The sequence below is a fragment of the Inhella gelatinilytica genome (assembly GCF_016093295.1).
Lineage (GTDB): Bacteria > Pseudomonadota > Gammaproteobacteria > Burkholderiales > Burkholderiaceae_C > Inhella > Inhella gelatinilytica.
In genome coordinates, this window is sequence record NZ_JAEDAL010000007.1 from 33496 (window position 1) to 47595 (window position 14100).

The window sequence follows — 14100 nt, forward strand, 5'->3', positions numbered from 1 at the left end:
GGACCTCGTGCTCAGACTTTGAGCCCCAGACCTTCGCGAACGTCCCGAAGCGTTTTGCGCGCCATGACCCGAGCGCGTTCCGTCCCCACTTCGACGAGCCAGTGAACCTGCTTGGGCTCCGCCATGTGCTGCACGGCCCGGGCGCGCCATTCGGCCTGTTGGGGCAACAAATGATCCAGAAGCACCTGTTTGCAGTCCACGCAGCCGATGGCGGCCGATCGACAGCCTGACGCCAGGGGGGCAAATTCCGCCGACGGCGTACTGACCTGATGCAGGGCCCACACCGGACAGCGTTCGGGCTCTCCCACGTCACCGCGGTGAACACGGCGCGGGTCCGTGGGCATGCGCACGACTTTCTTGCGGACCTCCTGAGGGGCTTCCCGCATGCCGATGGCGTTGCCCGCGCTCTTGCTCATCTTGCGTCCGTCCAGGCCGGACAACCGGGGCGTTGGCGAGAAGACCGCGGCCGGTTCAGGGAAGAGTGCGGCCCCGACCACTTGGTTAAGGCGGCGGGCGACTTCGCGACACAACTCCAGATGCGCAGATTGGTCTTGCCCCACCGGCACATGGGTTGCCTTGTACGCGAGGATGTCGGCGGCCTGAAGCAACGGGTAACCCAGGCGTCCGAAGCTGGGATGCCTTTCGGCAACCTCTTTAAACCCGGGGACGCGCTCGAGCCAGCTCAGCGGGGTGTGCATCGCCAAAAGCGTGAAGAGCTCTGCGTGTTCAGGCATGCGACTCTGAATGAACAGGGTGGTGCGCTGGGGGTCGATGCCCGCGGCCAGCCAGTCCACCACCATGTCGTAAATCGCGGTTTCGGCAACCGGCTGCACCTGATCGGTCAGGGCGTGCCAGTCCGCAACGAAAAAATAGCAGTCGTGCTCGCCCTGGAGTCGCAGCCAGGACTGCAAGACGCCATGGAAGTGACCAAGATGAAGGGCGCCGGTGGGGCGCATGCCGGAAACAACGCGGACGGGGTGTTGCATGGTGCTCGGGGATCAGGGTCAGGGATTCTATGGAGCCCCACCTACACTGCGAGCATGAGCAAGAAGGTGGTGATTTTGATTTCGGGACGAGGCTCCAACATGGAAGCCATCGTTCGATGTGCGCAGCGCGAGAAGTGGCCCGCGCAGATCGCTGCGGTGATCAGTAACCGGCCCGACGCCGCTGGTTTGCATTTCGCGCAACGCGAAGGGATTCAGACGGCGGTGGTGGATCACAAAGCCTTTGAGGGGCGCGAGCCGTTTGATGCGGCGCTCATGCAAGCCATCGACGCTTTCGACCCGGATGTCGTGGTGCTGGCAGGGTTTATGCGCATTCTGACCACTGAGTTCACGGCGCACTACGCGGGTCGCTTGGTCAACATTCATCCCTCCTTGTTGCCGTCGTTTCCGGGCCTGCATACCCATCAGCGAGCGTTAGAGATGGGATGCAAACTCGCGGGGGCTACGGTTCATCTGGTCACAGCCGATTTGGACCATGGGCCGATCTTGGCTCAGGCCCTGGTGCCCGTGCTGCCGGACGACGACGAGGCGCGACTGTCGGCGCGGGTCTTGGCGCTGGAGCATCAGATGTATCCCCGGGCGGTGCGGTGGTTGCTCGAGGATCAACTCCAGATCGATGGCTTGGTTGTTCGTCACCGGACCGGCGAAAGCCAATTGTTTGTTTAAAGGCGCCTCATGCACCCCAAAGCTCTGATGACCCTGTGCACGGGCCTCCTGCAACGTGTCTTGACGTTCGATCACCCGGCTGATCGCGTGGTCTCTGCTTTTTTCCAAGAAAACCGCGCACTGGGCTCGCGAGAGCGGGGGGCGCTGGCGGAAACGACCTACGCACTGCTGCGTCAACGCTTGCTTTTCCAAAATCTTGCGCAGTCTGGAAAAGGGCCGATGGAGCGCCGGTTGGCGTTGTTGGCTTGGCGGGGTGAGCCTCGAACGTTAGAGGCCGCTTTGGAGGATGGCGAGCGTGAGTGGCTGGCTCGTTGCGCCAGCGTAGATCGATCCAGTTTGCCCGCCAAGCTTCGGCACAACTTGCCCGATTGGCTTGCCGACGGCCTAAAGAGTCAACTGGGGGAGGCCGAATTTGAGGATCTCGCTGCGAGCTTGCTGGAACCCGCGCCCTTGGACTTGCGGGTCAACACCCTGACGACCAAGCGCGAGAGCGTGCTGGCCGAGTTGGCGGAATTCGGTGCGGTGCCGACGCCGTTCTCTCCCTGGGGACTTCGTTTGCAGGGAAAGCCCAACATCAACCACTGGCCGCTTTTCAAGAATGGCAGCCTTGAAGTTCAGGACGAGGGCAGTCAGTTGCTGGCCTTGCTTCTGGATGCCAAGCGCGGCGAAATGGTGGCGGACTTCTGTGCTGGGGCGGGTGGCAAAACCCTGGCGCTCGGTGCTGCCATGCGCAATACCGGCCGCCTTTATGCGTTTGATATTTCTGGGCACCGACTGGATGCACTGCGTCCCCGGTTGGCGCGCAGCGGACTCTCCAATGTGTATCCCATTCAAATTGCTCACGAGCGAGACGAACGCGTCAAGCGACTGCGGGGCAAGTTGGATCGGGTGCTGGTGGACGCACCGTGCTCCGGGCTTGGTACGCTGCGCCGCAACCCTGACATGAAGTGGCGCCAATCACCCCAAACCGTGGCGGCGCTCGTTCCCCAGCAGCAAGCTATCTTGGCTTCAGCGGCGAAGCTGTTGAAGCCTGGCGGGCGTTTGGTGTATGCCACCTGCAGTTTGTTGACGGCCGAAAACGAAGGCGTGGCGGCGACTTTCGAGGCGGCGAACCCCGACTTCGAGCGGCTGAACCCCGTTGAGTTGCTGCAGGCCAATGTGTCCCGGGCGGCCGAACTGGTGACGGGGCAGGCGCTGCGACTCTGGCCTCACCGACATGCCTGTGACGGTTTCTTTGCTGTGGCGTGGCAAAAGCGGTAAGGTTTCCCAACAATGAAGGGCTTGATGCGCATCAAGCCTGAGGGTGGGCAACTTAAAATTGCCGGATTGCTTCCCTTTGGACGCCGCGCGGCGGCGCTTGCCTCATGATTGACTGGACCTCCGCCTGGGATGGCGTGGTGAACTTCCTGGCCAATGGCCTGCTCGACGCCAGTGGGTGGACGATGCTGGCGTACTTGCTGGTCACGACCCATATCACCATCGTCAGCGTCACCCTGTACTTGCACCGTGCGCAGGCGCACCGTGCGTTGGATTTGCACCCGGCGGTCTCCCACTTCTTTCGCTTTTGGCTGTGGCTGACGACCGGCATGGTGACCAAGGAGTGGGTCGCTATTCACCGCAAGCACCATGCCAAGTGCGAGACGGAAGAGGACCCGCACAGCCCGCAAACGCGCGGGTTGAAGGCGCTGTTGCTGACCGGGGTGGAGCTGTACCGCGCAGAGGCCAAGAACGAGGAGACGCTGGCCAAATACAGCCACGGCGTGCCCAACGATTGGGTGGAACGAAACGTGTATTCCAGCCCTGGCGTCTGGGGCATCGGTTCGTTGTTGGTGCTGCAGGTGTTGCTGTTTGGCGGCTTGGGGATCACGCTGTGGGCGATCCAGATGTTGTGGATTCCCCTGTGGGCGACCGGGGTCATCAATGGCATCGGTCACTACTGGGGTTACCGCAATTTCGAGGCGCCGGACGCGTCCACGAATGTGTCGCCCATTGGATTCATCGTGGGCGGCGAAGAGCTTCACAACAACCATCACACCTTTCCCACGTCGGCCAAGTTTTCGGTCAAGCGGTTTGAATTCGATATCGGCTGGGGCTACATCCGTTTGCTCCAGTTCTTTGGCTTGGCCAAGCCCCGTAAAGTTCCCCCGCGTGTGATTGAAGGGGCCGTGCAAGAGGCCAATCGAGACACACTGGAAGCGCTGATCGCCAATCGATATGAAGTGATGGCGGGATTTGCCCGGGCCATGCGAGCCGCGTGCCGTGCGGAGTTGCAGCGCCTGAAGGCGGAGGGCGAGAAACACACGGCGCGGTGGGCTCAGTTCAAGCTGGCCAAGCGCTGGTTGCCGCGCGATGAAGCGCACATTCCGGCGCGCCTGGGTGCTGAGTTGGCGGCATTGCGGGCCAGCAGTCCACTGCTGGATCAGTGGGTCACCATGCGTGATGAGTTGCGTCAACTCTGGACTCGCACCAATGTTTCGGCGGAGCAGTTGGTGCGGGAGCTGCAGTCCTGGTGTGCCAAGGCGGAGGCCAGCGGCATCGAGGAGTTGCGGGCCCTCTCCGTTCGGGTTCGGTCTGCGCGCTTGCTACCCATGGCCGTGTAAAGCTTCTTTGCTGTCCTGGAGCCGCCGAGGGCGGCTGCCTATACTCAAAGCACTCGCCGCAAGGTTGGGTGCTTTTTTTTGATCCCCGATCAAAAGGAGTGAGCGATGCGAACATTCATAGCGGCACTGGTGCTTTCAGCGGGCTCCGTGGCCTCCGTCACCTCGGCCTACGCGGGAGAAGTCCTGGTGAAGTTTGCCGACCCTGCTGGGTTTGCTGACTTTGGCTTTGGCGCCTTGGAGCGCGAGCGCAATCAAGCTGAATTGGCGGCCTTTATTCAATCCTTGGCCGGGCGTTTTCCGACCAGCCAGGCGCTGAAGATCGAGATTTTGGATGTGAATCTCGCTGGGGAGGAAGATCCGCTGTGGCGGCGCGGGCAGGGCGCCCGGATCTTGCGCGATGTCACCATCCCGCGCATTCAGTTGCGCTATGAATGGCGCGAGGGGAGTCAGGTGTTGGGCGGCGGAACGGTCGACTTGAAAGACCTGAACTACCTCTACGCCCGTGGGGATTCGCTCAAAGGGGCCACGCTGGAGCACGAGAAGCGCCTGCTGGAACGGTGGTTCCAGGCCACATTTGTAGCGAGTGGGCGTCGATGAGTGCGGTTGGAGGCCCCTGAAAGAAAAAAGCCCGCCAATGGCGGGCTTTTTGCAAGGAGAGAAGCTGATTACTTCAGCTTGATTTCCTTGTACAGCACGTGCTTGCGTGCCTTGGGGTCGAACTTCATGAATTCCAGCTTTTGCGGCGTGGTCTTCTTGTTCTTGGCCGTGGTGTAGAAGTGGCCGGTGCCCGCAGTGGACTCCAGCTTGATCTTTTCGCGTCCGCCTTTAGCAGCCATGGTGTCGCTCCTTCAAGTAATTAGGCTTGACCGCGGGCACGCAGATCGGCCAGCACGGCGTCGATGCCCTTCTTGTCGATCAGGCGCAGACCCGCATTGCTGATGCGCAGGCGCACCCAACGGTTTTCGCTCTCGACGAAGAAACGACGGTATTGCAGGTTCGGCAGGAACCGGCGCTTGGTTTTGTTGTTGGCGTGGGAAACATTGTTCCCGACCATGGGCTTCTTGCCCGTGACTTCGCAGACGCGTGCCATGAGGACACTCCTACTTTTATCCGGCGACCGTGACAGCTCCCATTGGACCCGTCGGCGGCGGCCTCACCTCGCCAGATGTACTTTTTGTACGCGGGTGGCGGTACCCCGTTCCTCCTGACACGGCCGCCCCACAGAAGAAGGCGCGCCAGCCGGAAAGCCAAAGATTATAGCGTGAAAACCCCGCCCTGCCGCCGCGGGGCAGTTGGCCGGGCTTATTGCTCCAAGAAGCGCTGCGCGTCCAGGGCAGCCATGCAGCCCGTGCCGGCGCTGGTGATGGCCTGGCGGTAGACGTGATCCTGGACATCCCCGGCCGCAAAAACCCCAGGCACGCTGGTCATGGTGGCAAACCCATCCAGACCGGAGCGCGTACGGATGTAGCCGTCGCGCATCTCAATCTGGCCCTGGAAGATGCCTGTGTTGGGTTGATGCCCAATGGCGATGAAGCATCCGTGTAGCGAGAGCTCTTGAGTGCTGCCATCTTCGGTGGACTTCAGGCGCACGCCAGTGACACCGCTGGCATCCCCCAGCACTTCGTCCAGGGTGTGGAAAGTGTGCAAAACGATCTTCCCGCTTTGAACTTTTTCCATCAGCTTGTCGATCATGATCGGTTCAGCGCGGAACTTGTCACGACGGTGAATCAGATGAACAGTGCTCGCGATATTGGACAGGTACAAGGCTTCTTCGACCGCGGTGTTGCCACCGCCCACGACGCAGACGTCCCGTTCGCGGTAGAAAAACCCGTCACAGGTTGCACAGGCGCTGACACCACGACCCGAAAACGCCTCTTCGGAGGGCAGACCGAGGTACTTGGCGGAAGCCCCCGTGGCGATGATGAGTGCATCACAGGTGTAGGTGCCACTGTCGCCGGTGAGCGTGAAGGGGCGCTGGCTCAGGTCGACCGCGTTGATGTGGTCGAACACGATTTCCGTGTTGAAGCGCTCGGCATGCTGCTGGAAACGCTGCATCAACTCGGGGCCTTGCACGCCCATGACATCCGCCGGCCAATTGTCGACCTCGGTGGTGGTCATGAGCTGGCCCCCTTGCGCCATGCCGGTGATCAACACCGGTTTCAGATTGGCGCGGGCGGCATAAATGGCGGCGGTGTAACCGGCCGGGCCGGAGCCCAGAATAACGAGGCGGTGGTGAATGGCGCTCATGATTGAATTGGGGCGACCTAGGGGCTTGTCCGCACCTGAGATCGCTGGATGCCTGAGGAAGAATGGGGGCATTCTAAAAGTCGGTCTTTTTCAGGGCTGAAAACAGGAGATTGCCATGGCCATGCTGTCCAACCTTGACCTGATTCGACGGGTGCGCCTGTTTTCGATGCTGACTCCGGAGCAAGCGCAAATCATTGCCGACAGCGTGAGCAAGCGGCGTTTCAAACGGGGTGAGGTGGTGGTGGAGCAGGGTACGCAGCCTCAATCGCTGTACATCCTGTTGAACGGCCGGGCCAGGGTCCTTACAGCCGATCGACGTGGGCGCGAAGTCATCATGGCGGTGCTCGAAGCGGGCGATCATGTTGGGGAGATGAGTCTGATTGATGGCGAACTGGCCTCGGCCACGGTCCGCTGCGAGCAGCCCACCGACATGCTGGTTTTGGGGCGTACGGAATTTGCACGCTGCTTGCCGGAAGCTGGAAGCTTGGCTGCAGGCATCCTCAAGGGGCTGGTGGCCCGTTTGCGTAACGCGGACCGACAAATTGAGTCGCTGGCCTTGCTGGATGTTTATGGTCGTGTGGCGCGGACCTTGCTCGACATGGCTGAAGAGGTGGAGGGGCGTCGCATCGTGAAGGGGCGGGTGTCCCGGCAGGACATGGCCAAAGTGGTGGGCGCCTCGCGAGAAATGGTCAGTCGGGTCATGAAAGACCTCGAGGAGCGGGGGCAGATTGAGACCCAGGAAGACGGGTCGGTTGTGCTAAAGACCATTGAATCTGCGCTCGACCTGGGTGCCGAGGACGAATGAGCCTGACCCGCCGCATCGGGCGGGGTGGGCCACAATGAGCGTATGGCATTGATGATGGATACCGCGCCCAACGGGGCGAGCGGGGGGCGCTGGATTCGCAACCCGATTGGGTTGGTGGGCTCTGCCCTAATCTGGGGTTTGCTGGTCGTGGCACTGAGTAGCCACAACGCGCTGGACTCCGCGTTTTCAATTGCCACGGAACGAACCCTGGCGCACAACCGTCTGGGGACCTTGGGTGCTTGGATTTCCGATGGGTTGCTGTTCACCCTCGGATATTCCGCCTGGTGGATCGTTGTGGTCATGGCACGCCACTGGCTCAGTGCGCTGGCTGCTTTGTGGCGGGAGGGCGCTGCGCAGCCTGCCCTGCGAATCACCGTCAAGCGGTGGCTGGGCACCGCCCTTTTGCTGATGGCCAGCTGCACCTTGGAGTGGACCCGGCTCTATGCCTTTGAGTCCCGGTTGCCCGGTCATGCGGGTGGGGTTCTGGGCTACGGTCTGGGGCCGCTGGCCATGCAGTGGCTCGGTTTTGTGGGCTCGGGCCTTGCCGCGATTGTGTTGGCCTTGATGGGCTCCGCATGGGCGCTTGACTTTTCATGGGGTGCCTGGGCGGAGCGCATCGGGGCATCGCTGGAGGGTTGGAATCAGCGGCGTGCCGCGCAACGGGAGCAGTTGGAGGACCGTCGCTTGGGCGAGCAAGCCATGGTCGACCGCGAGGCGGAGGTGCTCGAAGCCAAGGAGGAATGGCGGACTCAGGATGTTCAGCATGAGCCTTTGCTGATCGAGCCCGAGATCGTGGATTTGGCGCCTTCGACCCGAGTGGTTGCCGAGCGTCAGCAGCCGCTGTTCCAGGAATTGGCTGACACCAAGCTGCCGCAAATTGACCTGCTGGACCCGCCTCCGCAGCGGATCGAGACCGTCACGCCGGAGTCGCTGGAAATGACCAGCCGCATGATCGAAAAACGATTGCGTGACTTCGGAGTCGAAGTGCATGTGGTCGCCGCCTATCCGGGGCCGGTCATTACGCGCTATGAAATTGAGCCAGCCACCGGGGTCAAGGGCTCCCAAATTGTCAATTTGGCCAAGGACTTGGCGCGCTCGTTGAGCCTAACTTCGATTCGGGTCGTCGAAACCATTCCGGGCAAAAACTGCATGGCCCTGGAATTGCCCAACGCACGGCGACAGACCATCCGCCTGTGCGAGATCCTGGGCTCACAGGTGTACGCCGACGCGGCTTCCATGCTCACCATGGCTCTCGGCAAGGACATCGTGGGTGCGCCAGTTGTCGCTGACCTCGCCAAGATGCCGCACTGCTTGGTTGCCGGCACGACCGGTTCGGGCAAGTCGGTCGGCATCAACGCCATGATCCTCAGCCTGCTCTACAAGGCCGAGGCGCGGGACGTGCGCCTGATCATGATCGACCCCAAGATGCTGGAAATGAGCGTCTACGAAGGCATTCCGCACCTGCTGTGCCCGGTCGTGACCGACATGAAGCAGGCCGGCAACGCGCTGAACTGGTGCGTGGGCGAGATGGAGCGCCGCTACAAACTGATGAGCAAGCTGGGGGTGCGCAACCTGGCCGGCTACAACAAAAAGATTGCCGAAGCCACGGCCAAAGAGCAGAGCATCCCCAACCCTTTCAGCCTGACGCCGGAAAGCCCCGAGCCGCTGGAGCGCTTGCCGCACATCGTCGTCGTCATCGACGAGCTCGCGGACCTGATGATGGTCGTGGGCAAGAAAATCGAGGAGTTGATCGCTCGCTTGGCACAGAAGGCGCGCGCCGCCGGCATCCACCTGATCCTGGCCACGCAGCGGCCTTCGGTCGATGTGATCACTGGCCTGATCAAGGCCAACATCCCGACGCGACTCTCCTTCCAGGTGAGTTCCAAGATCGACAGCCGCACCATCCTCGATCAAATGGGCGCCGAGGCTCTGCTGGGCATGGGTGACATGCTCTACATGGCCAGTGGCACGGGGTTGCCGGTGCGTGTGCACGGTGCCTTTGTCAGCGACGAGGAGGTCCACCGGGTCGTCGAATATCTGAAGGAGCAAGGCGGCGAGCCCAACTACATCGAGGGCATCCTGGAAGGTGGTGTGCTGGAGGGCGAGGGCGGCGAAGGTGCATCAGGCAATGGCCACGCCGATGGCGAGGCCGACCCGATGTACGACCAAGCCGTGGCCGTGGTGCTGGAGCACAAGCGCGCCTCGATCTCCCTGGTACAGCGCCATCTGCGCATTGGCTACAACCGGGCCGCCCGGTTGTTGGAGCAAATGGAAAAGTCCGGCCTGGTGTCCACCATGGCCACGAATGGGAACCGCGAGATCATCGTCCCGCGGCGCAACGACGAATGAAACCCTTTTTGACGGCCGTCTTGGCCATCGCCCCCTGGGTGGCTCAGGCCGATGCTCTGGAGCAATTGCTCCGCTTCCAGCGTGAGATTCAAAGCGCGCGCATGCAGTTTGTGCAGACCGTGACCTCGCCCGATGGTAAGAAGGCACGCAGCAACAAGGGGCAGTTTGAGTTCCAACGGCCCAATCGCTTTCGCTTCGACTACGCCGCACCGCAAAACCAAACCCTGATTGGCGACGGGAAGAAAGTCTGGATGATCGATCCGGACCTGAACCAGGCCAGCAGCCGTCCCTTGGATGCGGTGCTCTCCAGCACCCCGGTGGCGCTGCTGGCGGGTGCCTCACTGGGCGACGCGTTCAAGCTCAAGAACGATGGCGAGCAGGACGGCATTGCCTGGGTCGCCGCCACGCCCAAGCAGACCGATGCGGGCATTCAGAGCCTGCGGATCGGCCTGCGGGGTCGGGAGCTCGCCTTGCTGGAAATCGTCGATGGCTTGGGTCAACGCTCCCGTCTGGTGTTTGCGGGCTTTGAGGCCAACGTGTCGATCGCGGCCGAGCGCCTCCGCTTCACACCCAGCGCGGGCATGGACGTGATCGACACGCCGTGAGCACTGACGACCTCTTTGCCACGGCGCCGGCGGCGCCCCTGGCCGAGCGGTTGCGGCCCACGCGCTTGGACGAGGTCGTGGGTCAAACCCATCTGCTCGGCCCCGGCAAGGTGCTGCGGGTGGCGGCTGAGAGCCGGCAACTGCATTCCATGATCCTCTGGGGGCCACCGGGGGTCGGCAAGACCACGCTGGCCCGCTTATTGGCTGAGGCCAGCGGCTTGCCTTTCATCGCCATCAGCGCTGTGCTTGGGGGCGTCAAGGACATCCGCGACGCTGTCGAACAGGCGCGCTTGAGGGGCCAAGCCGTGGTGTTCGTCGATGAAGTGCATCGTTTCAACAAAGCTCAGCAAGACGCTTTCTTGCCGCATGTGGAATCGGGGCTTTTTGTCTTCATCGGCGCCACGACCGAGAACCCTTCGTTTGAGGTCAATGCGGCACTTCTTTCCCGGGCCCGCGTGCATGTGCTGCAGTCGCTGAGCGAAGCAGAGCAGCAAGCGCTCGTGAGCCGGGCGGCGCAAGCACTGGGGGTGACGATTCCGGCAGACGCCGCGCAAGCCCTGATGGCCTGGGCCGACGGCGATGCCCGGCGCCTGCTCAACGCCGCCGAGGCGGTGGCGCGGGTGCCCGGCGCGCTCACGCCCCAAGGTGTGGCCGAGGTGCTGGGGGCGCGCCAACGCCGTTTCGACAAGGGCGGGGATACGTTTTACGACCAGCTCTCCGCTTTTCACAAATCGGTGCGCGGTTCGGACCCAGATGCGGCCATCTACTGGTTGGTGCGCATGCTGGATGGCGGGGCGGATGGGAAGGTGCTCACGCGGCGCATGCTGGCCATCGCCGCCGAAGACGTGGGCCTCGCGGACCCGCGCGGGCTGGAGCTCACCGTGGCAGCGACGCAGGCCTTCGAACGCCTGGGTTCTCCTGAGGGCGAACTGGCCCTGGCCGAGGCGGCGATTTACCTCGCGGTCGCGCCCAAATCCAACGCGGGCTACCTGGCCCTCAAGGCGGCACGCGCCGTGGTGGCGTCGGACGGGGCCCGCCCTGTGCCCTTGCACTTGCGCAATGCCCCCACGGCCTTGATGAAACAAATGGGTCATGGCGTGGCCTACCGCTATGCCCACGACGAGCCCGAGGCCTTTGCGGCGGGGCAAACCTATTTGCCCGAGGGGCTGGAAGCCCAGCGCTTTTATGAGCCGAATGACCGCGGCTTGGAGGCCAAGATCGCGGACAAGCTGGCGCGCTTGCGGGCGGCGAATGGGCCGGTAGGCTGAACGTGGCCCCGCTCGCCTGGGCTGCTCACCCGGCGCCGCTCACACCACGCGCAAGCTCAAAGTCCCCAAGCCCGCTGCCTGTGCCCACAAGGGCTCTCCAGCGCGCAGCGGCAACGCTGGGGCCAGCGCACCGGTGGTGACCCACTCGCCCGCCTGCAGGGGTGGCGCCCCTTGTTCCGCGAGCACATCCATCAATCGCGCCAGCGCGCTCAAGGGGTTGCCGAAGACCCCAGCGCTGCCGCCTTCGCTGCGCGCCGCCCCGACCTGAAGCTCGGCCTGCAGCGCTGGCAGCACGGCGCTATCCAGCGGCAACCAGGGGCCCACGCGCAGGCCGGCGTGGACGCCCCCGGCGGCGACCGAATCGGGCACGCCAATGGCCCAACTGGGGTAGGGCCGGTCGACGATTTCCAGGCCCATGGCCATGGCGTCGACGCAGTCGGGCAACTCGTCGCTTGAGGCCGGCGTGCGCGACAGGCGCAGCACGCATTCCAGCTCGACCTTGGGCTCGCGCCAGGCGCTGATGCGGAGTCGCTCGCCCGGGGCCTCGGTGCTGCTCGCATACAGCCAGCCCCAAGTGGGCGCGCTCAAGCCCTGGGCCGGCCAGTTCGCCGGGTTGGTGTGGCCAATCTTGCGGCCGATGGGGCGCTCGCCCGCCGCCAGCCGTAGGCGGTGGCGCAGGGCTGCAACCTGATACGCCTGGGGCAAGCTCAGACCGGGATGCGGCATGACCAAGCCTCCCGCCTGCAAGGCCGCAGCGAAGTGCTCCAGCGACGTCACAGCGGGTAGCCCCGTAGCGGAATCACCGAGCGCATGGCGAAGGCGGTGCGCAAGCGGGTGACATGGGGCAGGGCGCTGATGGTATGGCGATGCAGGCGCTCGTAGTCCGCCATGTCGGCCACCGCCACGCGTAGCAGGTAGTCGAAGTCACCGCTCATCAGGTGGCACTCCAGCACGGCGGGGCAGGCGGCGACGGCGCGCTCAAAGGCGTCCAGGGCGTGGCTGCCCTGCCCGGACAGCGTCACCTCGATGAACACGGTCAGCGCGCGCTGGATGGCGTCTGGCTGCAGCAGGGCTCGGTAGCCTTGGATCACGCCATCGGCTTCCAGCCGCTGTAAGCGCCGCAAACAAGCCGACGGGCTGAGCGCAACGTTCTCGGCCAACTGGGCGTTGCTGAGTCGACCGTCATCCTGGAGGAGGCGCAACAGCTCACGGTCGATTCGGTCCAGTTCCGGTGTCATGCGGCGTAGTGTCTTTGATTCTTCGAATAAAGTTGTGCGAACCAAGGGATAACCCTTGATTGAAATGCGAGAAGCTTCGAGGCGGATCGTCCGACAGTAACGGACTTTCATCCTTCACCTCACGGAGCCCCTCATGCGTATTGGCGTACCGACCGAAATCAAGAACCACGAGTACCGCGTTGGCCTGACGCCGCCGAGCGTGCGGGAACTGGTGGCTGCCGGCCACGAGGTGGTGCTGCAAGCCGGTGCGGGCAAGGGCATTGGCTGCCCGGACGAGGAGTACGTGGCCGCGGGCGCGCGCATCCTGCCGGATGCCGCTGCGGTGTTTGCCGAGGCTGACATGATCGTCAAGGTCAAGGAACCGCAGCCCTCTGAGACGGCGATGCTGAAGAAAGGTCAGCTGCTTTTCACCTACCTGCACCTGGCACCGGACCCCGTGCAGGCTGAGGGCTTGATCGCCAGCGGTTGTACCGCCATTGCCTACGAAACCATCACCGATTCGCGCGGCGGCCTGCCCCTGCTGGCGCCTATGAGCGAAGTGGCGGGCCGCATGGCCATCCAAGTGGGCGCGGTGGCGCTGCAAAAGGCCAATGGCGGCCGGGGCGTGCTGCTGGGCGGCGTGCCCGGTGTGGCGCCGGCCAAGGTGGTGGTGATTGGCGGGGGCGTGGTGGGCACGCATGCGGCCCGCATGGCCATGGGCCTGGGCGCCGAGGTGGTGGTGCTGGACCGCTCGCTACCGCGCCTGCGGCAACTCGACGAGGTGTTTGGCGGCCGCTTGGTAACCCAGTACGCCAACATCGACAACACCGAGGCCGCTGTGCTGTCGGCTGACCTGGTGATTGGTGCGGTGCTGGTGCCGGGCGCGTCGGCGCCTAAGCTGATCCGCCGCGGGCAACTGAGCCGCATGAAGCCCGGCGCCGTGATCGTGGACGTCGCCATCGACCAGGGCGGCTGCTTCGAGACCTCGCACGCCACCACGCACGCCGAGCCCACCTATGAGGTGGATGGCATCGTCCACTACTGCGTGGCGAACATGCCCGGCGCCGTGCCGCGCACCTCGGCCTTCGCGCTGAATAACGCCACGCTGCCGTTCACGCTGGCGCTGGCCAACAAGGGCTGGCGCAAAGCCTGCGCGGACGATGCGCACCTGGCCGCCGGTCTGACGGTGCATGAAGGCCACATCACGTATGAAGCCGTGGCCAAGGACCTGGGCAAGCCTTACGCCAACCCGGCGCAATGGCTGGCTTGAACCGGACTTGAGGGGCGGTCGCGCTTGGCGCGGCCCTTCATGCAAAAACGGCGCCGCGGGGGCGCCGTT

At 63.5% G+C, this 14100-nt stretch carries 15 protein-coding genes; 9 read left to right on the forward strand and 6 right to left on the reverse strand.

Annotation, left to right across the window (positions count from 1 at the left end; genetic code table 11):
* Nucleotides 1-11 precede the first annotated feature (11 nt).
* Complete coding sequence (gene trpS / locus I7X43_RS13030; protein ID WP_198101390.1) at nucleotides 12-986, reverse strand: tryptophan--tRNA ligase; 975 nt, start codon at nucleotides 984-986, stop codon at nucleotides 12-14.
* A 54-nt stretch (nucleotides 987-1040) separates the two neighbouring features.
* Between trpS and purN the strand changes: the two genes are divergently transcribed.
* The 4 genes from purN to I7X43_RS13050 all read left to right on the forward strand — a co-directional run bounded on the left by purN (nucleotide 1041) and on the right by I7X43_RS13050 (nucleotide 4867).
* Nucleotides 1041-1670 carry a phosphoribosylglycinamide formyltransferase gene (gene purN / locus I7X43_RS13035; RefSeq protein WP_198101391.1) on the forward strand — a complete coding sequence of 210 codons (630 nt, stop codon included), beginning with the start codon at nucleotides 1041-1043 and terminating at the stop codon, nucleotides 1668-1670.
* A 9-nt stretch (nucleotides 1671-1679) separates the two neighbouring features.
* The gene (locus tag I7X43_RS13040) at nucleotides 1680-2930 is read left to right on the forward strand and encodes an RsmB/NOP family class I SAM-dependent RNA methyltransferase (RefSeq protein WP_198101392.1); all 1251 of its coding nucleotides are present in this window, start codon (nucleotides 1680-1682) and stop codon (nucleotides 2928-2930) included.
* Between the two features lie 104 nt (nucleotides 2931-3034).
* On the forward strand, nucleotides 3035-4270 hold the full coding sequence (locus tag I7X43_RS13045; protein WP_198101393.1) for a DesA family fatty acid desaturase: 1236 nt from the start codon (nucleotides 3035-3037) through the stop codon (nucleotides 4268-4270).
* Between the two features lie 105 nt (nucleotides 4271-4375).
* The gene (locus I7X43_RS13050) at nucleotides 4376-4867 is read left to right on the forward strand and encodes a DUF3016 domain-containing protein (protein WP_198101394.1); all 492 of its coding nucleotides are present in this window, start codon (nucleotides 4376-4378) and stop codon (nucleotides 4865-4867) included.
* Nucleotides 4868-4935: 68 nt separating this feature from the next.
* Here the strand turns inward: I7X43_RS13050 and rpmG are convergent, their stop codons facing one another.
* From rpmG to trxB, 3 genes are all read right to left on the reverse strand, one after another.
* Nucleotides 4936-5106, reverse strand: coding sequence for a 50S ribosomal protein L33 (gene rpmG / locus I7X43_RS13055; protein WP_138856781.1), 171 nt, complete (start codon nucleotides 5104-5106; stop codon nucleotides 4936-4938).
* A gap of 20 nt (nucleotides 5107-5126) precedes the next feature.
* On the reverse strand, nucleotides 5127-5360 hold the full coding sequence (rpmB, locus tag I7X43_RS13060; RefSeq protein ID WP_198101395.1) for a 50S ribosomal protein L28: 234 nt from the start codon (nucleotides 5358-5360) through the stop codon (nucleotides 5127-5129).
* A 212-nt stretch (nucleotides 5361-5572) separates the two neighbouring features.
* Complete coding sequence (trxB, locus tag I7X43_RS13065; protein WP_198101396.1) at nucleotides 5573-6517, reverse strand: thioredoxin-disulfide reductase; 945 nt, start codon at nucleotides 6515-6517, stop codon at nucleotides 5573-5575.
* A gap of 115 nt (nucleotides 6518-6632) precedes the next feature.
* Here trxB and I7X43_RS13070 point away from each other — a divergent pair, with 115 nt between their 5' ends.
* The 4 genes from I7X43_RS13070 to I7X43_RS13085 are packed head-to-tail and all read left to right on the forward strand — an operon-like array spanning nucleotide 6633 to nucleotide 11544.
* Nucleotides 6633-7322 (forward strand): Crp/Fnr family transcriptional regulator, encoded by a 690-nt coding sequence (locus I7X43_RS13070; protein WP_198101397.1) that lies wholly within the window; start codon nucleotides 6633-6635, stop codon nucleotides 7320-7322.
* Between the two features lie 51 nt (nucleotides 7323-7373).
* On the forward strand, nucleotides 7374-9671 hold the full coding sequence (locus tag I7X43_RS13075) for a DNA translocase FtsK (RefSeq protein ID WP_310737573.1): 2298 nt from the start codon (nucleotides 7374-7376) through the stop codon (nucleotides 9669-9671).
* On the forward strand, nucleotides 9668-10276 hold the full coding sequence (lolA, locus tag I7X43_RS13080; RefSeq protein ID WP_198101399.1) for an outer membrane lipoprotein periplasmic chaperone LolA: 609 nt from the start codon (nucleotides 9668-9670) through the stop codon (nucleotides 10274-10276). The genes I7X43_RS13075 and lolA overlap by 4 nt, the downstream gene beginning before the upstream one ends.
* A complete protein-coding gene (locus tag I7X43_RS13085; protein ID WP_198101400.1) occupies nucleotides 10273-11544 on the forward strand; it encodes a replication-associated recombination protein A in 1272 nt (423 codons plus the stop codon). The genes lolA and I7X43_RS13085 overlap by 4 nt, the downstream gene beginning before the upstream one ends.
* Before the next feature lie 39 nt (nucleotides 11545-11583).
* Here the strand turns inward: I7X43_RS13085 and I7X43_RS13090 are convergent, their stop codons facing one another.
* On the reverse strand, nucleotides 11584-12321 hold the full coding sequence (locus tag I7X43_RS13090) for a 2-keto-4-pentenoate hydratase (RefSeq protein WP_198101401.1): 738 nt from the start codon (nucleotides 12319-12321) through the stop codon (nucleotides 11584-11586).
* Complete coding sequence (locus I7X43_RS13095) at nucleotides 12318-12782, reverse strand: Lrp/AsnC family transcriptional regulator (protein WP_198101402.1); 465 nt, start codon at nucleotides 12780-12782, stop codon at nucleotides 12318-12320. Before I7X43_RS13095 ends, I7X43_RS13090 begins: the two co-directional genes overlap by 4 nt.
* A 133-nt stretch (nucleotides 12783-12915) precedes the next feature.
* Between I7X43_RS13095 and ald the strand changes: the two genes are divergently transcribed.
* Nucleotides 12916-14031 (forward strand): alanine dehydrogenase, encoded by a 1116-nt coding sequence (ald, locus tag I7X43_RS13100; RefSeq protein WP_198101403.1) that lies wholly within the window; start codon nucleotides 12916-12918, stop codon nucleotides 14029-14031.
* Nucleotides 14032-14100 lie beyond the last annotated feature (69 nt).